We start from the raw sequence: 19320 nt of genomic DNA on the forward strand, positions 1-19320 counted from the left end.
CGACACTAGATTGGCCGGAGACTGTCGGGGATCGATCGGGTACGGGGGACGGCGTGGCCGCTGATGAAATCGACGGCGGCCGGAGCAGGTCGCCGCGTGCGGTATTCGCCGAACGATTCACCGAACTGTATGCGGCCGCGGGGAATCCGACGCTGCGCCGGGTCGCGAGCGCGGCCGAGAATCGGATGCGGGCCGCGCGTGGAAATCGCCCGGGCGGAGCCTCGGCGCAGCGCATCAGCGATTGGAAGGCGGGGCGCAATGTGCCCGCGCGGTTCGAATCGCTGCTGCCGGTGGTGCCGACGCTGGCCGAACTGGCGGGCAGGACGGGCGATCCGGTACCGCGCACGCTCACCGATCCCGGGGAATGGCAACGACTCTGGCGGGAGGCGACCAGCTGGATCCCGGAGCAGGACAGCGAAGCGGCCTGCCCGTATCAGGGGTTGCGCGCCTACGGGGCGGCACAGCGCGGGCTGTCTTCGGCCGCACCCGCGCCGCCGCCGAGCTCGCGGCCATGGTCGAGTCGGCGACCGGCACGGTCGAGTCGGCGACCGGGATGGTTCTCGCCTTGTTCGGCGTCGGGCTGCTGGTCCTGGGCATCGGGCTGTACGCGCAGATCCGGCTGTCCGATCAGCGGCGCGCCGACAGCGAGTTCGCCGCCGTGCTGGCCGCGGCCGACCAGGTGCAGCATTCGGATCCCTCACTGGCGGCACAGCTGAATCTCGTCGCCTGGCGGCTGCGGCCCGGCGATCCGATCGCGCGTTCGAGACTGCTGCAATCCCAGGCGACTCCGCTACTGTCGGTCACCCCGGCGCATCCCGATGCGGTAGCGCAAATCGCGTATCAACCGGCTGCCCGGATGCTCGCCTCGCTGGACATGGCCGGGAGCCTGCGGCTGTGGGACACCACCGATCCGAAACACCCACGCGCACTGGAGCAGCGACTCACCGACATCAGCGAGATGGCCATCGATGCCAGCGCACGGACGATGGCCACCAGCCCCGCTCCGATCGTCAGCGGGAATACCCAACTGCCGCCGAATCGCGTTGTCACACTGTGGGATATCTCGGGGTCTCCGGCACCACGTCAAGTAGCCCAGCTGCCGACCGACGCGGGCCAAATCGATCTGGCACTGTCCCCCGACGGCCGTACTCTCGCGACTATGACCTGGGATCGGCTCACGCTGTGGGACGTGAGCAACCCGGCGGCACCGGTGTGGCGGGCCGACCGTCCGCTGCGCGGTTCGGTGCATTCCGGCGCACTGCGTTTCAGTCCCGACGGCCGCATGCTCGCCCGGATCGATCGGGACTCACAGACTCACCTCGACACGGTCGAGCTGTGGAATGTCGCGGACCCGAACGCCCCCGCGCCCCTCGCCCCGGGCTTCGCCACCACCGCGGAATCCACCGGCGGCGGCATCAACGCGTTCGCGTTCAGCCCGAACAGCGCGCTGCTGGCCGTCGGCATCGCCCCGGAATCGGGCTCGCATGCCATCGTGCAGCTGTGGGACCTCGCCGATCCGGCGCATCCCCGGCTCACCTCGAGCCGACAGATCGACCACGGCACCCTGACCGCCCTGGACTTCGAACCGAAAGGCCACAGCGTGGCGGCTGCCACCGGCAAGACGGTGAGCGTTTGGAACGTCACCGATCCCAGGGACCCGACCCTGCTGGTCGACGGCTTGTCCGCGAGCCTCGCCCCCTGCCGCACCGCGGTCCGCCACACCTCGCTCGGCGATGACCGTTACCAGTGCTGCCCGAGCCCGCGCACCCTCGCCTTCACCGCCGACGGGCACGCTCTGATCGCCGGCGCTTCCAACGGAGACCTCCACACCTGGTCGCTACCGCCCGCGTTCACACCGACCCGGCCGGGTTCGCAGCAGCCTTCCCCTTTCGTCGCCAACGGCACCGAGGTGGCGATCCGATCCGTCGGCCCCCGAGCGACCACCCTGTGGGATGTGCGAAATCCGCAGGCGCCCAGAATGATCACCGAGTATCCCACCGATTCGGGTGCTGAAACGAGTGTCCTCTCCCCCGATGGCGCCACCCTGCTCGAATTCGATAGTTCGAAGGGTGTCATGTCGGCTGTCGATGTCTCCGGCCCGGTCGCCCGCGTGCGCGGCACCTGGACGTTCCCCAACCCTACGTCGTTGCGCGGCTGGTCCGTCAGTGCGGACTTCCACACTCTCGAGACCGTTGACGAGCATCAGCTGATGCAGCTGTGGGACCTGGCCGACCTACCCCGGGCGACTCCTCTCGGCAATCCGATCCAGGCACCGAAATCATCGAGCTTCGGATTCGGGGGCGACGGCAAGACCATGATCGAGATCGAGGTCACCGACGCGACGGATCATCCGGAAATGGTGACCACGCTGTGGAGCATCGCCGATCGGGCACATCCGACCCAGGTCGCGGAACTATCGCGCCGCCCGAGCCCCGAGGTGAGCATCGTCGCCTTCACGCCCGACATGCGCACCATGGTGGTGTCGGGCAACGGCGCCATACAGCCGTGGGACATCAGCGCGCCGCGCACGCCACGCCGACTGGGGCAACCGATCGCGGCGAAGATCTCCGGGCTCGCGGGGACCGGGTTCACCACGGACTCGCGCACCATGATCGCCCGCGGCTTCGACGGCGTCCTGCTGCTGTGGGACTTCTCCGATCGCGCCCACGCCACCGAGCTCGCGACACTCGCACCCACGGCCGGGTACAGCGACGCCTCCTCACTGGCGATCGGCCGCGACCTCCTCGCCACGGTCACCACCGAAGGCACCTTCGCCCTGTGGGATCTCGACGCCGGGCACGCCGTCGACCGCATCTGCTCCGTCACGGGCGTGTTCTGGACCGAGGATCTCTGGCATCGCTACCTCCCCCAGCTCCCTTACCACGCGCCCTGCGACCGATAGCTCTGTGCATCTGCACAATCCGCACCCGCTTCGCCTTTGGCGCATGTCGGTAGTGCCGATCAGCACTTTCCGGTGAGCTGGGACGCAGATGCGGTGCGCGTGTGAGGGCGCCCGCACAGATCAAGCGCGATTCGGAGGATGTCATGAGCAAGTCCCGGCGGCGGCTGACCGCAGCCTTGGCGGCCGCGGCGTGTATGGCGGTGGGTACCGGTGTGGCGCAGGCGGATCCGGGGTTCCCGCCGGTGTTCCCGCCGGATCAGAACCAGTTGCCGCAGTTGCCGAGTGAGCCGCAGATCTATCGGGCGCTGCCGATTCCGGTGCCGGATCAGGATCCGTGGTACGACGATCCGGCGGATCTGGAGTCCTATGCGCCGGGGCAGATCGTGCGCAGCCGCGAGGTACAGACCCGGCTGCTCGGGTTGCCGATCCCGGTGTACACCAAGCAGTTGCTGTTCCGGTCCAATGATGTGCACGACAATCCGATCGTCACCGCGACGACGGTCATCGTGCCGGGCATTCCGTGGCAGGGCAGCGCGCGCCCGGTGGTGTCGTTCCAGGAGGCCATCGACTCCACCGACTCCTCCTGCAATCCGTCGCACACGCTGCAGGTCGGCACCATGAAGGAGTCGACGCTGTCCATGTACTGGCTGATGCAGGGGTTCGCCATCAATGTGCCGGACTTCGACGGCAAGTTCAACACGTTCAACACCTACGCCGAGGGCAAGATGGTCCTCGACAGCCTGCGGGCCATGAAGAACGATCCGGGGCTGGGGCTTTCGGATTCGGGGATCGCGCTCTACGGGTACTCCGGCGGCGGTTCGGGCTCGATTCGCGCGGCCGAACTGCGGGCCGGTTACGCCCCCGATGTGCGGCTGCTGGGCACCAGCATCGGTGGTGCGCCGGGTGATCTGATGGCCGAGGCCCGCTACGCCACCCAGCGGCAGCCCGGTCTGACCGGGACCAGCAACTTCACCATGTGGCTCGGATTCGCCTCGCTGGCACGCGAATACCCGGAGGCGTTCAACCCGGCCGAACTGCTCACGCCCGAGGGCCAGCAGATCGTGGCGGACATGCAGCACCGCTGCTATGCCACCCTCGCGCTGGAAGGCTCGTACCGGCCGATCAGCGAGTACTTCCAGCCGGGCAAGTCCCTCGAATCCTCGCCGGAGGTCGTGAAGGTGTTGCAGGACAACAGCCTCGGCCACTACATCCCCGACACCCCGGTGCTGTGGTGGCACGGCCTGTGGGACGAGCTCATCCCGCCCGTCGAAGTGGTCCTGCCGACCGCCCAGGCCTACTGGGACCGCGGCGCGGACCTCCGCTTCGCCACCGTGCCGGTCCCGGAGCACATCACCAACGCGGTCACCGGATGGATCCCGGCTGTCGCCTGGACCAGCGCCGTGCTGCGCGGCCTGCCCGCCGGGCCGAGGTTCATGGCCGCCTTCGCTCCGCTGCCGCCCGGCTTCCCCGGGGCGTGAGCCGCTGGCGCCGAAGATCCCGAAATTGGCGCGAGTGGCCCCCTTCGTCGGGGGAAGGCGGCCACTAGCGTTCGAGACGTGTCACCGATTCCGGGTAACCCGAACAAGACCGTCCTGATCTCCGGCGCCAGCATCGCCGGTCCCGCGCTGGCGTATTGGCTGCACCGGTACGGCTTCACCGTCACCGTCGTCGAGCAGTCCAGCTCCCTGCGGGCGGGCGGCTACAAGGTCGACATTCGAGGCGTCGCAATGGAAGTCGTCGAGCGCATGGGTCTGCTCGACGAGGTCCGGGCCGCCTCCACCGCCATGCGCGGCGGCGAATGGGTCGATCGCAGCGGAAAACGGCTGGCCGCCCTGGGCCCGGATCTCATCGGCCTGCGCACCGCCGCCGACGAGGAGGTGCTGCGCGGGGATCTGGCCACCGTTCTCCACGACGCCACCGCGCAGGATGTCGAATACATCTTCGGCGATTCGATCACCGACCTGATCCAGCACGACGACTGCGTGATGGTCGCCTTCCAGAACTCCGCGCCCCGCGCCTTCGACCTGGTGATCGGCGCCGACGGCATGCATTCCGCCACCCGTGCGATCACTTTCGGCCCGGAACACCGGTTCTCCCGCCCCACCGGCCTCGCGGTCTGCGTCTTCTCGGTCCCCAACGAACTCGACCTCGACCACTGGGAACTGGTCCATCCCACCCCCGGCCACATCGTCCAGCTCTACAGCACCCGCCACTCGACGGCCAAGGCCCAGTTCATCTTCCCGGCCCCCGAGGCCCTCCCCGACCGCCACGACATCGCCTCCCAACGCCACGCCGTCACCGCGGCCTTCGCCGACGCCGGCTGGGAAGTCCCCTGGCTCCTGCAATCCATGCCGGAATCCCCGGACTTCTTCTTCGACACCGCATCCCAGATCCGCCTGGACCACTGGTCCTCCGGCCGCATCGCCCTCCTCGGCGACGCCGCCTGGTGCCCCTCCCCCATCTCCGGCCAGGGCACCAGCATGGCCCTCGTCGGCGCCTACGTCCTGGCCGGTGAGCTGGCCTCGGCCAACGGCGACCACACCGTCGCATTCCCCAACTACGAGAACAAGATCCGCCCTTACATCACCGAAAACCAGGACCTGGGCTGGAAAAACGCCAAGGACATGGTCGCGGCCACCCCCGCCGCCCTCCGAGTCCACGTCAACGCCATCCGCGTAATGCGCTACCTCCCATGGAAATCCATGGCCCTCCGCTCCATCATGAAACCCCTGGTCCAAGCCGCCAACGCCATCCACCTCGACAACTACTGACGGTCATCGCGGCTGTTGTTCGGCGATTGCGGCCCAGTCGTCGGCCGCGTGGCCGGCGGTGATCGCCTGGTCGAAGACGCCGCTGAGGAGTTCGCCGAACGGGAGGGGGATGGCTTCGGCGGTTGCGACTTCGAGGGCCAGGTGGAGGTCCTTGCGGCCGAGGGCGGTGGTGAAGGCTGCCGGTTGATATTTCCGCTCGGCGATCATCGAGCCGTATCCGGAGTAGACGGGGCCGGGGAAGAGTGTCGCGGACAGCAATTCGACGAACTGGGACGGATCGACGCCTGCCGCGTCGGCGACGCTGATCGACTCGCCGAGGGACTGGATCGTGCAGGCGATCAGGTAGTTGCCCAGAATCTTGGCGACATCGGCCTTTTCGGGTTGTTCGCCCAGGCGCCAGGTGCGCGATCCGATCACGTCGAAGAATGGCTGGACGCGGTCGATGAACCGGGGCTCTCCCGCGGCGAGGATGTTCAGCGCACCGGCTTCGGCAACGGGGACCCGGCCGAACACCGGCGCGGCGACGTAACCGCTCCCATGAGCGGCGTGTGCCGCGACGGCTCGGCGGGCCAGCGCGACGCTCACCGTGGCCATGTTGACGTGGACCATCCCTTGTTCGGCCGCGCCGAGGACCCCGGAGTCGAGGAACACCTCCGCGAAGGCGGTGTCGTCGGCCAGGACCGAGAACACCACCGGGCATCGGAGTGCCTCCGCGACGTTCGCGACGCGCAGCGCGCCCTCCTCCGCGAGTTCTGCTGCGGGCCCGGCCGATCGGTTCCACACGACCACCTCGTGGCCTGCCCGCGCCAGATTGCGCGCGATCGCCCGCCCCATCCCGCCCAGACCGATGACGGCAACCTCACCCATCGCACAACCTCCCATATGAACCGTCTGGAACGGTTCGATCGTGGCATGTTCCGACGCCGATGTCGAACCGTCTAAGATGGTTCAAGTAGCGGTTCGTGAAATGCGGAAGGTGGTGACCGTGGACGCCCGTCAACTGTTTCGGCTGGACAACGAGGTGCTGGCGTTCAGGTTCACTGCCACGGTGAGTGACCGGGGAGGCGCAACGCCCAGGGAACGGCTCAACGACCCCGGTCTGCTCGAGCTCTGGCTGGATGCCGTCGGGCTCCGCACGCCCGGCGTCTCACCTCGCGAGTTCCGGAATGCGCTCGAGCTGCGGGAGGCGATCTACCGTGCCGGGCTGGCTGTCGCTGCCGCCGGGCAGCCCGATCCGGGTGACGCGGCGATCCTGAATGAAGCTGCGGTCGTGGGCCGTTCGAAGCCCGTGCTCGAGGACGGGCGGGCCGTCTGGCGGCTCAGCGAGAAGACGCCGGTATCGGATGCGCTCGGAGTGCTTGCCGCCGATGCCATTCGGGTACTCGGAGGCCCCGGCCGCGGCCGGATCAAAGCGTGCGAAGGCCCCGGTTGCGCCGGACTCTTCCTCGACACCAGTCGCGGCGCGAACCGCCGCTGGTGCTCGATGAACACCTGCGGCAACAAGGTCAAGAAGGCCCGGCTCGCCGACAGGTAACAGACGACCGCGCTAGGGGTTCGTGTGGGCCAGATAGGCGGGCCAGCTTCGGTATTCGGTGATGTCGGTGGCCGCGGCGGTGGCGTCGTGAGTGGCGGTGAAGCCGGTGACGGTGCGCCCGTCGGCGAGAGTGATGGCGGTGAGTGCCATGGGGGCGGGCAGCGTGGCGAGGAAGCGGCCCAGGGCGGCTTCGGACAGGTGGTAGAGCTCGCCCGCGATGGGGAGACCGTCGCCGGGGGCGGTTCGCACCAGCCCCGGTTTACGGGGAACGGTGTCCAGGGCGGTCAAGCGGTACGCGTCGGTGGTGTGGATCCCACCCTCGAAGCGGGCCCCGAGTTCCTCCAGTTGCCAGTGCAGGGGCTGGCCGCGCAGGTGAGCGCCGAAGACGGCCAGGCGGATGCCGCGGTCGACGAGAATCGGTGCGGGAGAGTCGTTCTGGAGGCGGGCGGCGAGATCCACGGCGATCTGGTCGGCGAAGGCGGGGACGACGATCATGACTCCGAAGGGGGTGCCCGCCGGGGTGGGCGTGCCGGGGATGGCGATCGCGGCCAGGTCGAGAAGATTGCAGAAATTGGTGAAAGTGCCCAGGCGGCGGTTGATTCCGAAGGGGTCGGCCGCCACCTCGGCGAGGGTGGGGTGTTCGGTGGCGGTCGGGAGCAGCATGGCGTCGAAGGATTCGAACAGGACGGCGGTGGTCGCGCGGGTGCGGGCGAGGGTGTCGAGGTCGTGGGCGAAGGCCGGGCCGGTGGTGGCCGCGGCGGCGTCGATGATCGCGGAAACCGTGGGATCGGCTCCCGCCGGGCGGGATCGGAGAAATTCGCCCACGGCCGCATAGCGTTCGGCGACGATGGCACCGTCGTAGAGCAGGCGCGCGGCCTCGAGCAGGGCCGTGAGATCGACCGGCTCGACCTTGAATCCGGCTTCGAGGGCCGCGTCGACGGACTTGTCGAAGGCGATGCGGTAGTCGGCGCTCAATGCGTCCAGCTGCGCGGGATCGGGGACGGCCAGGCGGGGGACGCGGGGTGCGGCGAGGCGGACGTCGGCGGGCCAGGTTCGGCTGCGGGGGTCGCGCTGGTCGGGGCCCGACATGGCGGCGGCCGCGGCGGTGGCGAGGTCGAGGGTGGCGGCGAAGACGGTGAGCGCGTCGTAGTCCGCGCAGGCCGGGACGACACCGTGGGTGGGGATGATGCCGAGGGTCGCCTTGATGCCGACCAGGCCGTGGAAGGCGGCGGGGATGCGGCCGGAACCCGCTGTGTCGGTGCCGAGTCCGATATCGGCGATACCCAGGGCGACCGCGACCGCCGAGCCGGAACTGGAGCCGCCGGATATCAGATCGGGGTGGTGTGCGTTGCGGACCGCGCCGTAGGGACTGCGGGTGCCGACCAGGCCGGTCGCGAACTGATCGAGGTTGGTCTTGCCGAGCACGATCGCGCCAGCGGCGGTGAGCCGCTCGACGGCGGCGGCGGTTTCGGTTGGGACATACGCGAATTCGGGGCAGCCCGCGGTGGTCGGCAGGCCCGCGACATCGATATTGTCCTTCACCGCGACCAGAAGTCCCGCCAGCGGCAGCACTTCACCGGCCGCGAGCCGCCCTTCGATCGCCGCCGCGTCGGCCACAACCTCGGCCTCATCGCGCAGGGCGATCCAGACTTCCGGGCGATCGACCTCGGCGATACGCGCGTAGGCGGCCGTGACGCGGTCCGTCGGCCGCGCACCGTTCTCGAACCGGGTGGGATTCATTCAGTCGACTCCGATCACGGCTAGCGGGGTTCCGGGTTGCACCTGGGTGCCGGGCGCGGCGAGCACGCGCAGCACGGTGCCGGTGACCGGACTCGGTACGGGCAGTTCGAGTTTCATGGCCTCCAGCACGGCGACGGGGTGCCCGGCGGTGAGGCGTTCACCGGCCGCGATAGCGACGCGCCAGACGTGGCCGACCATCGGGGCGGTGACCACGGTGGCTCCGGCGGGCAGATCGTCGAGCAGGTCCGCGCGCGGCTCCGACGGCGGCGGCGCGACCACGGTGCGGTCGAATTCACCGGCGGCGTGCCAGGCCTGCTTCTCCGCGGAAAACGCCGCGGCCTGGCGGGTTTCGAAGTCGGCGATGTCGTCGGCATGGTCGCGCAGCAGACGCAGATGATCAGCGAGAGCGAAGGTGCCGTCGCTGATATCGGCGTCGAAGCGGCCCGCCCGGGCGGCATCACGTTGTTCCAGGAGTTGTTCGGCGGTCACCGGCTCCCAGACGATGCGGTCGAAGAAGCGGAACAGCCACGGCGTCCCCGCCTCGAAAGGCGCGGTCTGACGGTAACTTGACCAGATGGGAATGGTCCGCCCGATCAGCTGATACCCACCGGGAGAGGCCATTCCGTAGACGCACAGGTATTTGCCGCCGATGCCGACCGCGTCCGAGGGCGTCCAGGTGCGGGCCGGATTGTATTTGGTGGTCACCAGGCGGTGGCGCGGCTCCAGCGGAACCGCCAGGGGCGCACCGAGATACACGTCGCCGAGACCGAGCACCAGGTACTCGGCGTCGAAGACCGTGCGGCGCACCTCCTCGACGCTGTCGAGACCGTTGATGCGGCGGATGAACTCGGTATTGGACGGCAGCCACGGCGCGGCGTCGCGAATGCCATTGCGGTAGCGGTCGATCGCCTCGGCGATGGAGGGATCGTCGAAGGACAGCGGCAGGCGGATGGTGCGGCTGGGCACCACGAGATCGCCGGTGGCGGGCAGCTGTTCCTCGAGCTCGGCCAGCAGTCCCAGCAACCGGTACGGCGGCAGCGCATCGGGATCGAAATGAATGTGCAGCGACCGCACCCCGGGGGTGACGTCGATGATCCCGGCCGGGGCCGCCGCCGCCAGCGCGTGGGCCAGGGCGTGCACCCGCATCCGCAGCCCGAGGTCGAGCACCATCTCGCCGTATTCGACGAGGATATTGTCGTCGCCGCCGCGCAGGTAGGCCACCGGCGGGCGATCCGGCCCCGCCGGGCGACGGCCCAGCACGCCCCGATCCCGCAGGGCCGCGGCCGCATCGGTGATCACGGCGGTGGCGCGGGCCGCGGGCGCGGTGCGCAGCGCGGTCGCGGCGTCGTCGCCGACGGGCGTGAAGCACAGGGTGTCGCCGGGGCGCAGCTGTCCCAGTTTCCAGCGGTGCGCCGAGACGACGGTGAGCGGGCAGGCGAAGCCACCCAGGCTGGGCCCGTCCGGGCCGAGCAGGATCGGGGTGCCGCCGGAGACATTGAGCGCGCCCACGCTGTAGGGGTTGTCGTGCAGGTTGGACGGGTGCAGGCCCGCTTCACCGCCGTCGGCGCGCGACCACTCGGGTTTGGGCCCCTCCAAACGGATTCCGGTCCGGTTGGCGTGGCTGCCGACGCGCCAGGGGTGGGTGTAGAACCGGGCCATGTCGGCGTCGGTGAAGTAGGCGGGTGCGGTCTGCGGTCCCTCGCCGACGGCGAGCTGCCAGTCGTGGGTGAACGCCGGGCGCTGCTCGGCGGGGACCGGCTGACAGGGGCCGAGACCGTCGGGGGCCGCGATCCCGAGCACGTCCCCGTCGGCGACCGCCGTGCCGGTGATGCCGCCGAAACCGCCGAGGGTGAAAGTGGCGGCGCTGCTGTGATACAGCGGCGCGTCGATCCCGCCCCGGATCGCCAGGTAGGTGCGCAGGCCCGCGTCGGTGGGCGCGCCGATGTCCAGTACCGCGCCCGCGGCCAGGGTGACCGGCTCCCACATGGGTACCGGTGCGCCGTCGACGGTGATCAGGGTCGGCGCGCCGGTCACGCACACCAAGGCCGGGCCGGAGAACCGCAGCTGCGGCCCCATCAGGGTGCATTCCAGCCCGGGTGCGCCGGGCGGATTGCCGACGGCGGTATTGGCGAGGGTGAACGACAGGTCGTCCATGGGGCCCGAGGGCGGAATACCGACTTCCCACAACCCGATTCGGCCCGGGTGATCCTGCACCGTGGTCATGGTCCCGGCCCGCAGCACATCGACGCGACGGCTCGCGAAGCTCACCTCGGCGAGGCTGGAGGTGACGTGCTGCGCGGCGCGCACGAGCGGCGCGACGGCCGCGGCACGCAGTTGCGGCAGGTTGGTCTGCACGCCGTAGACGCGGGTGTCGGCCAGGGCGGCGGACAATCGCTCGAAGGCCGCCGCCCGGGTCTCACCGTGGGTGATCACCTTTGCCAGCAGCGGGTCGTAGTGGGCGCTGATCTCGGTTCCCGTGCCGATCCAGGTGTCGACCCGCGCGTCGCCGGGAAAGCTTGCGCACGTGATCAATCCGGCGCTGGGCCGGTGGTCGTGGCCGGGATCCTCGGCGTAGACGCGCGCTTCCACGGCCGATCCGACGATCGCCGGGCCGTCCTCGGGCAGCCCGTCGAGCATGGTCGCGTCGCCCCCGGCCAGCCGCAGCATCCAGGCCACCAGATCCACCCCCGTCACCGCCTCGGTCACCGGGTGCTCGACCTGCAGGCGCGTGTTCATCTCCAGGAACGACACCGCTTCCCGCTCGGTGTCGTAGACGAACTCCACCGTGCCCGCCGACCGATACCCGACCGAACGTGCCAGCACGCGCGAGGTTTCCAGCAGCTCCGCGGTGATCTGCGCGGACAGGCCCGGGGCGGGCGCTTCCTCGAGCACCTTCTGATTCCGTCGCTGCAACGAGCAATCGCGGGTGCCCAGGCTCACGACCCGGCCGAGACCGTCACCGAAGACCTGCACCTCGACGTGCCGCGCCCGCGCCACGAATCGCTCCAGGAACACCCCGGCCGACGAAAAGTTCGCTGCCGCAAGCCGTTGCACCCGCGCGTAGGCCGCGCGCAGCTCGTCGGCCCCGGAGCACGCCTGCATGCCGATCCCGCCGCCCCCACCGACGGCCTTGAGCATCACCGGATAACCGATGCGCTCGGCCTCGGCGGCCGCGTGATCCACCGATTCGAGCACGCCGGTCCCCGGCACCAGCGGTACCCCGACCGCGCGGGCGGCCTCCCGGGCGGCGTGCTTGTCCCCGAAAACCCGCAACTGCTCCGGCGTCGGGCCCACGAACATCAGCCCCGCCTCGGCCACCGCGGTCGCGAAATCGGCATTCTCCGAGAGGAACCCGTAGCCCGGGTGAATCGCACCCGCCCCCGCCGCCGACGCGGCCTCGATGACCAGCTCCGCACGCAGATACGACTGCGCCGCGGGCGCCGGTCCGAGCCGGATGGCGGTGTCGGCCAGCCGCACGTGCGCCGCCCCCAGATCGGCGTCGGAATACACCGCCACCGTCTTCAGACCCAGTCCCCGTGCGCTGCGCAGGATGCGGCAGGCGATCTCCCCGCGATTGGCCACCAGCAGGGTGTCGAAACTCAGGCTCACCGACTACTCCTGCTCGGCCGCCAGCGACATCGCGACGATCGCGCGACTGACCCGGTCGAGAACGACATCCAGCGATTCGCCGATGTGCAGGCGCAGCAGTTCGTGGGCGCGCGGAAGATCGCCCGCCAGTACGGCATCCAGGATCGCCAGGTGCTCGGCGATGGTCACCTCGATGCGATTGTTGACCATGAAGTCGAACATCCGCACGTGCCGGATCCGCGCGTTCACCGCGATCAGCGCGCGCACCAGTTCGCTGTTGCCCGAGGCCGTCAGCAGGGCGACGTGGAACTCCTCGTCCACGATCACGAAACTCGGTTCCTGCGCGGGCGGATCCGCCTGCAACGCCAGCCACCGCTCCCGCTCCCGGCGCAACGCGGTCAGATCGTGGCGCACCGAGGGATTGGTGATGCCGCGCTGAATTCCGCTGAGCTCCAAGGTGAGCCGCAGCTCGTACAGATCGCGCACCAGCGGAATGCTCGGCCGCACCGGGCAATACCCGATCTCGTCGCGCTGCACCAATCCGTCGGAGCACAGCATGGCCAGCGCCTCGCGGGCGGGCGTGCGCGAAATCCCGAAGCGCGCCGACACTTTCGGCTCGGTCAGCCGCTGCTCGAATTTGATCCGGCCGTTCATCAGGTCATCGCGCAGCGTGGAATACACCACGTCCCGCAGGTGCCTGCCCGCGGCATCAGCGCGAGTATCCATCGTCGTCGACATGCCGGTATACGGTATGAACCGCCGATTTCACGCAACCGCACCCCATGTAACCACGAGGTTAGAAAGATCTCATCACCCGGTCAGGCGGTCAGGCCCATTCCCTGGGCGAGCATCGGCCACGAATCGTGCAGGGCCTGTTCCCAATACGGCCAGTAGTGGGTGCCCACCGGAGTGAATTGGTAAGTGGCCGCGATGTTCAGGGTATCGAGGCGGTTCTTCAGATTGTGGGTGCAGCCGTCGACCGCGGCTTCGATGATCATGCCCAGGGCGAGGGTCGTCGGGCCGCCGTTGCTCAGGTAGTAGCGCACGTCCTCGGCCACCGGAATGCCGCTGCCGCTGGAGATGTAGAGCTGGGTGCCGCGCAGTTTCTCGGCATTGACGACCGGGTCGTTGGCCGCCCACAGCGGGCTGTCGGACGGGCCGTACATATTGGCGGTATTGCCGCCGCCCCAGGTTTCGACGGAGAGCTTGACGAACTGCTGCCCCATCGGGTCGGCGATCTGCGCGCAGCCGCTGTAGGCCGCGACGCTCCTCCACAGGCCCGGCTTGGCCTCGGCCAGCGCCAGCACCGAGGTGCCGGAGGTCGAAAGCCCGGTCAGTGCATTGAGACCGGTGGAGTGCAATGTCGCATCCAGCAGCGGGGGCAGTTCCTCGGTGAAGAAGGTCTGCCACTTGTTCACGCCCAGAGCCGGATCCGGCTTCAGCCAATCGGCGTAATAGCTGCCGAATCCGCCGATCGGCTGAATGACATTGACCTGCTTGTCGGCCAGCCACGCGAACGCATCGGTGCGGGCCTTCCAGTTCGCGGTGCCCTCACCGCCGTCCAGGCCGTTGAGCATGTACAGGTTCGCCGCGGGGGTGGACTCGTCGGCCGGACGCTGTACATCGACGCTGATGTCCTTGCCCATCACCGCCGAATACACCTTCAAATGCCAGTTGCGTCCGTCCTTGCTGACGGAGGTGACGGCCGACGGCTTCTCCGGATCCGCGGTCGCGGTAGCCGCGAGCGTCGTCAAAGACAGTGCGGCGGTGAGTGTCACAGCGAAGGCGCGCGCGACGGCGCGGCGCGAGGATTTGATCTTCATCGATGAGTCCGTCTGCCACCGGCACAAAACCGTTACACGCCAGGACCGTTCATCGGCTGGCCGCGGTGCGGGCGGTGCTCGGGGACTTCGGATACGACGGCGACCTCGCGGTGGCGGCGTGGCTGCACGATGTCCTGGAGGACACCGCGGTCACCAAGGACGAGCTCGAAGCGGAGTTCGGGGCGAAGGTCACCGACCTCGTGTGGGCCGTCACCGGAATCGGCGCCAGCCGAAAGGAGCGCAACGCGGATATCTACCGCAAGATCGCGCTCCATCCGCCCGCCGTCGTGCTCGAGCTGGCCGACCGGATCGCCAATGTCGAGGCCAGCGCGGGCACCGACTTCCTCGCCGTGTATCACTTCGAGCATCCGGAGTTCCGGGCGCGCCTCGACGGCTTCCTCACCGACCAGCCAACGGTTTCGCGCATGTGGGACAGGCTCGACACGGCGTTCACCGTCCCGGAATGACGGTCGGCCGACCCCCTGATCCTATGATGCTCAGGTTCTGACCGAGCTGTCATGGTAGGGAGGCGGGTATGTCGCCGCGAGTCGGATTGACCACCGAACGCGTCGTCCGCGCGGCCGCGGAACTCGCCGACGAGATCGGCTTCCAGAAGCTCACGCTGTCCGCGCTGGCGCGGCACTTCGGGGTGAAGGATCCGAGTCTGTATGTGCACGTACGCAATCTGCACGACCTAAGGGTGCGCGTGGCGCTGCTGGCCGGTGCCGAGCTCAACGACCGGATCGGCTCGGCCGTGGCCGGACGATCCGGCAAGGACGCCCTGGTGGCATTCGCGGACGCCTACCGCTCCTACGCCCTCGACTATCCGGAACGCTACGCGTCCACCCAGATCCGCATGGACCCCGCCGAAGTCGCCGACGAACCGGCCCTGCTCCGCGGCATCGAACTGACCTCCGCCATCCTGCGCGGCTACCACCTGGGCGAACCCGAGACCCTCGACGCCGCCCGCCTCCTCCGCAGCACCTTCCACGGCTTCGCCACCCTCGAATCCACCGGCGCCTTCGCCCACTCCCGCTCCCCCCACGCCTCCTGGCCCCACATCATCGACGCCTTACACCTGACCCTGTCGAACTGGCCGACCTACTCCGAATGATCGACCGCCCTCAGCCCGGAATACCGCGGCGAGGGCGCGACCGCGGCACGCCCGATATCGATCTTGGTCGAGGAATGGTGTCGGTTGGACGTCGGATCGGTGCAGGTGCGGTTTGCCGGGGCGACGGTCGGCGGGGTGCGGGGCAGGGTGGGGGTGCGCTCGTGGGTACCCGGCGAAGGGAGGCACGCGGTGGGATTACGACGTCGTGAGCTACTGCTCGGATTCGCGGGTGCGGGGGGCCTGGTGTTGGCCGGGTGCGGACGAGAACCAGGCAAACCGGCGAGACCTCCCGTGCCCGCGGCGATCGGCTTCGATCCGGTGCCGGGGCTGCTCGATGTCGGGGCGCGGTCACCCGCGCGGGTGACGGTCACCGACGGCACGCTGACCTCGGTCGAATGGGTCGATGAGACCGGCCGGCCGCTGCCCGGGACCACCGCGCCCGACCGTCGCACCTGGATCAGCTCCGAACCGCTCGGCTACGGCCACAGCTACTCCGCGAAAGCCGTGGCGCACGGCGAAACCGGCGATATCACCGCCACCGCGACCTGCACGACCGTCGAACCCGACCATCTCGTCGATGTCGCCCTGCGCTCGGCCAATCTGGTCGAGCTGACCGAGAACGACACCTACGGAGTCGGTTTCGTCCTCGTCGCCCACTTCGACGAGCCCGTCGACCGCGCGGCGGCCGAATCCTGCCTACGGGTCGTCACCCGGCCCGCCACCGTCGGCGCCTGGTACTGGCTCGACGACCAGAACGCGCACTGGCGGCCCGAGCGGTACCACGCCCCCGGCGCCCGAATCACCGTCGAGGCCAACCTCTTCGGCGTCCGCCTCGGCGACGGCGCCTACGGCCAACGCGACCAGCGCATCTCGGTCACCATCGGCCCCGCCCACGTCGCCGTCGCCGACGACGACACCAAACAGATCCAGGTCTTCGAGAACGGAAACCTGGTGCGCACCATGCCCACTTCCATGGGCATGGGCGGCACCGCCGTGGTCGGCGGCCGCGTCCTGTCCTTCTGGACCCGCCCCGGCGTCTACACCGTCCTGGACCGCAAGGACCCCGTCATCATGGACTCCGCCACCTACGGCCTGCCCACCAATTCCCGCCTCGGCTACCGCACCACCATCAACCACGCCGTCCGCATCAGCCACGACGGCATCTACGTCCACGAACTCGCCGAATCCGTCTGGGCCCAGGGCAACACCGACGTCTCCCACGGCTGCCTCAACATCTCCCCCGCCGACGCCACCTGGTTCTACGACTTCGTCACCCCCGGCGACGTCGTCGAGGTCCGCAACACCGGCGGCGACCCCCTCGACATCTGGCAGAACGGCGACTGGACCATCCCCTGGCCCGACTGGCTCCACGGCTCCGCCCGCGGGTGAGCGCGTGCCCGCGGGTGAACTCGGCACCCGCGATCGGACTCAGCGCGGCGTCAGGCCGAGATCCCCGAACACCGCGTAGGCGTCGCCGTTCCTGGCGAGGTTCGTCACCTCCAGTCGCAGCCGCAGCGCCTGCGCGACATCGAGGTGCAGCGGCACCGAGCCGCCGAGCGCGATCTGTTGATCGAAGAGAATCTTGCCGTCGGCGAGAATCCGGACCTGCATCGACACTCCCGTCGGGGTGGCGTCGTCGCGAATACCGAGGACCCCGTCGAGGACGGTGAAATTGCGGCCGAGGTCGTACTCGGCGTGTGCCGGTTCCCCGATCCGCGGGTCGATCATCACCGATCGCGGGTACGGCGTGCCGGACACATAGGCCAGGCCGGTATCGAAGTGCAGGTCCTCATAGCCGGCGATGCGGCTGAAATTCATCAGGTACTGAACCGGATTGACCGGGGTATTGGACCTCGGATCGGTGGTCAGGGGCGTCGTGGGCGTCACGCTCGAGGTCCCGGTCGTCGTCGCCGGAGATGTCGTCGTCCGGGCCACCGAGGTCCGGTCACCGGATGGGACCACCACCACGGTCGTCGTGAGGGGTCGCGCGGCACCGCTGTCGGAGAAGCGGACCGCCAGGACGATCACCACCGTGAGCACGACGACGATCACGGCCAACACGGCCACGATCAGCCGCCACCGGCTCGGTGCCGGCAGATCTTTCAGGGCCGCATCGATTTCCGCCTGCGTATTGGCGGCCGCGACGCGACAACTCGTCGAATTCGATCAGATTTATCCGGCCGGCGCTCTCGTGCTGTGTCAGCAACTTCAATGCCCGGTCGCGTTCGGCACGGCCGATGCGCTGTTGCGGATTCTTGCTCATGCGGTAGACCACCTGCTACTCGAACAATGTCGGGTCGCCCCAGGCGAGCGCCGCCAGGCGCGCGGATTTACCCACGACCTGCCCGGCCCCCACCAATATCGGGTTCCCTATGGCATCCGACCGGTACGCGACCAGCCGCAGGCGCAGCACACCGGTGACATCGAGCCGTATCCGCTCGGGTGCACCGTGTTTCGCTGCGACGGTAGGAGCCGCTGACTTTCCCAGGAATACCTGGAAGTAACCGGTCTGATCGTCTTCCTCCGCCTCGTCGAGCACGCCGACGACGGATTCGAACGAACGATATCTTCCGCCCAGGTCGTAACTGACGGAGCTCCGGATGTCGCGGCAGAAATACGCGCACTTGTGAACGACGCTGTCGCCGTAGTGAGTTCCGTTGAGCGTGGCACTGCGAAAGAACAGATCCGGCCCGGGGCGAATGGGCTCCAGCGTCGCGGTGAGCAAGCGTGCGTGCCCGTCCGTGTATCCGTCCGATCTCTCGCCGAGGAAATCGACCCCATCGAACACGGCGGCGAGATCGGGTCTGTCTATGCGCCGCAACGCATCCGGAAGTTCACCCAGTCGGCAACGCTCCTCCAGCCATTTCAGGATCCGGTCGGCTTCGTCGCCCGGCGGAAAACGAGCGGTCTCATGAGACGCGACGCCCAGCACAATGACCAACTCCCGCCAGCTGTCACCCAACCGGCGATGAAAAAGCAGACGCCACTCGCCCGGGCCCGTCACGGGGCCTCATCCCGGAGTAGTCGACTCAGATCACCACGCCCGATTTCAACGAGAGCGTCCGGCAATTCGTGGAGTTTGTCGCGAATCTCGAGCCATGCCCACAGTTCTCGCGGCTCATCACCGCGGCCGAACCGCGCCCGGCCGTGCGGCGGAACCTCGAAATAGTCGGCGACCTCCTTCCAATCGTCCAGGAGCCGCCGACAGACGGCCAGCTTCGCGGGCCCCGGGAACGTTGTCACCGCTCCGACCGGTCTGGACTGATGGTGGCGGCCGCGGGGCGGAGCCTGCATCGAACCCAGCACGGCGACGGTGAACCGGGCCGCGGTCTCGGCCGCGTACGCCTGCCAGGCGTCGTTCTTGGACTCCTCGCCGAAGTCGCTGACGGCCTTCGCCATACCGAATCCGGGACCACTGTCGTAGGCGGCCAGGGCCACGCCCAGGCACTCCATCTCGACGCCGATCGCCTTGGGCCAGGCGCCGCGCAGGTCATCGAGGTAATCCCGGTCCGCCACCACCTTCTCCCCCGACAGCACCGACCCGAAGTGGACGGCGGGGTCCGAGATCGTGTCATCCGGACGAGCGATCGAAACCCGCCCCGCCCACCGATCCGGCGGCACGTCCCGGGCCGCGTCGAGCAGGCGCTTGTCCGGGCGGTACACCTGGTATCGCGGCGCGGTGCCCGAGGCGGTCACCTTGGCCAACTCGTATCCGACCACCTGCTCGGGGACCAGCACATCGCCGAGCCGCAACCCGTCGACGCCCGCCCGCGCACCGCCCGCGATGCCGGTCAGAAAGACGTACGACGGATTCCAAATCCCAATTGCCCGCTTTGCCACGTATCTCG

General features: G+C 68.8%; 15 protein-coding genes. 7 read left to right on the forward strand and 8 right to left on the reverse strand.

Annotation, left to right across the window (positions count from 1 at the left end):
• The first annotated feature begins 364 nt into the window (after window positions 1-364).
• The 3 genes from NS2_RS30135 (at window position 365) to NS2_RS30145 (ending at window position 5673) form a co-directional block, all read left to right on the forward strand.
• Window positions 365-2902, forward strand: a complete 2538-nt coding sequence (locus NS2_RS30135) for a WD40 repeat domain-containing protein (protein WP_143837569.1) — start codon at window positions 365-367, stop codon at window positions 2900-2902.
• 143 nt (window positions 2903-3045) lie between these two features.
• Complete coding sequence (locus tag NS2_RS30140; protein ID WP_071344024.1) at window positions 3046-4380, forward strand: lipase family protein; 1335 nt, start codon at window positions 3046-3048, stop codon at window positions 4378-4380.
• Between the two features lie 78 nt (window positions 4381-4458).
• The gene (locus NS2_RS30145; RefSeq protein ID WP_197707831.1) at window positions 4459-5673 is read left to right on the forward strand and encodes an FAD-dependent monooxygenase; all 1215 of its coding nucleotides are present in this window, start codon (window positions 4459-4461) and stop codon (window positions 5671-5673) included.
• A 3-nt stretch (window positions 5674-5676) separates the two neighbouring features.
• Here the strand turns inward: NS2_RS30145 and NS2_RS30150 are convergent, their stop codons facing one another.
• Entirely contained in the window at window positions 5677-6540 is an 864-nt protein-coding gene (locus tag NS2_RS30150) for an NAD(P)-dependent oxidoreductase (RefSeq protein WP_033090732.1), read from the reverse strand.
• 100 nt (window positions 6541-6640) lie between these two features.
• Between NS2_RS30150 and NS2_RS30155 the strand changes: the two genes are divergently transcribed.
• Complete coding sequence (locus NS2_RS30155; protein WP_033090731.1) at window positions 6641-7207, forward strand: CGNR zinc finger domain-containing protein; 567 nt, start codon at window positions 6641-6643, stop codon at window positions 7205-7207.
• Between the two features lie 12 nt (window positions 7208-7219).
• Here the strand turns inward: NS2_RS30155 and atzF are convergent, their stop codons facing one another.
• From atzF to NS2_RS30175, 4 genes are all read right to left on the reverse strand, one after another.
• Entirely contained in the window at window positions 7220-8947 is a 1728-nt protein-coding gene (gene atzF / locus NS2_RS30160) for an allophanate hydrolase (RefSeq protein ID WP_036551493.1), read from the reverse strand.
• Window positions 8948-12556: an urea carboxylase gene (gene uca / locus NS2_RS30165; protein ID WP_147207372.1), complete on the reverse strand. Its 3609-nt coding sequence runs from the start codon at window positions 12554-12556 to the stop codon at window positions 8948-8950.
• Between the two features lie 3 nt (window positions 12557-12559).
• Window positions 12560-13273 (reverse strand): GntR family transcriptional regulator, encoded by a 714-nt coding sequence (locus NS2_RS30170; RefSeq protein WP_045439293.1) that lies wholly within the window; start codon window positions 13271-13273, stop codon window positions 12560-12562.
• A gap of 80 nt (window positions 13274-13353) precedes the next feature.
• Window positions 13354-14358 (reverse strand): alpha/beta hydrolase, encoded by a 1005-nt coding sequence (locus NS2_RS30175; RefSeq protein ID WP_033090728.1) that lies wholly within the window; start codon window positions 14356-14358, stop codon window positions 13354-13356.
• Between the two features lie 2 nt (window positions 14359-14360).
• Here NS2_RS30175 and NS2_RS30180 point away from each other — a divergent pair, with 2 nt between their 5' ends.
• From NS2_RS30180 to NS2_RS30190, 3 genes are all read left to right on the forward strand, one after another.
• Window positions 14361-14825, forward strand: coding sequence for an HD domain-containing protein (locus tag NS2_RS30180; protein WP_071811785.1), 465 nt, complete (start codon window positions 14361-14363; stop codon window positions 14823-14825).
• A 68-nt stretch (window positions 14826-14893) separates the two neighbouring features.
• On the forward strand, window positions 14894-15472 hold the full coding sequence (locus NS2_RS30185; protein WP_033090727.1) for a TetR/AcrR family transcriptional regulator: 579 nt from the start codon (window positions 14894-14896) through the stop codon (window positions 15470-15472).
• Between the two features lie 291 nt (window positions 15473-15763).
• Window positions 15764-16861 carry a L,D-transpeptidase gene (locus tag NS2_RS30190; RefSeq protein WP_052086956.1) on the forward strand — a complete coding sequence of 366 codons (1098 nt, stop codon included), beginning with the start codon at window positions 15764-15766 and terminating at the stop codon, window positions 16859-16861.
• Window positions 16862-16900: 39 nt separating this feature from the next.
• Here the strand turns inward: NS2_RS30190 and NS2_RS30195 are convergent, their stop codons facing one another.
• The 3 genes from NS2_RS30195 to NS2_RS30205 all read right to left on the reverse strand — a co-directional run.
• Window positions 16901-17539 carry an NPCBM/NEW2 domain-containing protein gene (locus NS2_RS30195; protein WP_106852459.1) on the reverse strand — a complete coding sequence of 213 codons (639 nt, stop codon included), beginning with the start codon at window positions 17537-17539 and terminating at the stop codon, window positions 16901-16903.
• A 211-nt stretch (window positions 17540-17750) separates the two neighbouring features.
• Complete coding sequence (locus NS2_RS30200) at window positions 17751-18476, reverse strand: NPCBM/NEW2 domain-containing protein (RefSeq protein ID WP_052086955.1); 726 nt, start codon at window positions 18474-18476, stop codon at window positions 17751-17753.
• Window positions 18473-19320, reverse strand: an 848-nt coding sequence (locus tag NS2_RS30205) for a 5'-methylthioadenosine/S-adenosylhomocysteine nucleosidase family protein (protein ID WP_147207373.1), incomplete at its 5' end; no start/stop codon positions are given. The genes NS2_RS30200 and NS2_RS30205, both read right to left, overlap by 4 nt.

This window comes from Nocardia seriolae NBRC 15557, assembly GCF_007990715.1.
Classification (GTDB): domain Bacteria; phylum Actinomycetota; class Actinomycetes; order Mycobacteriales; family Mycobacteriaceae; genus Nocardia; species Nocardia seriolae.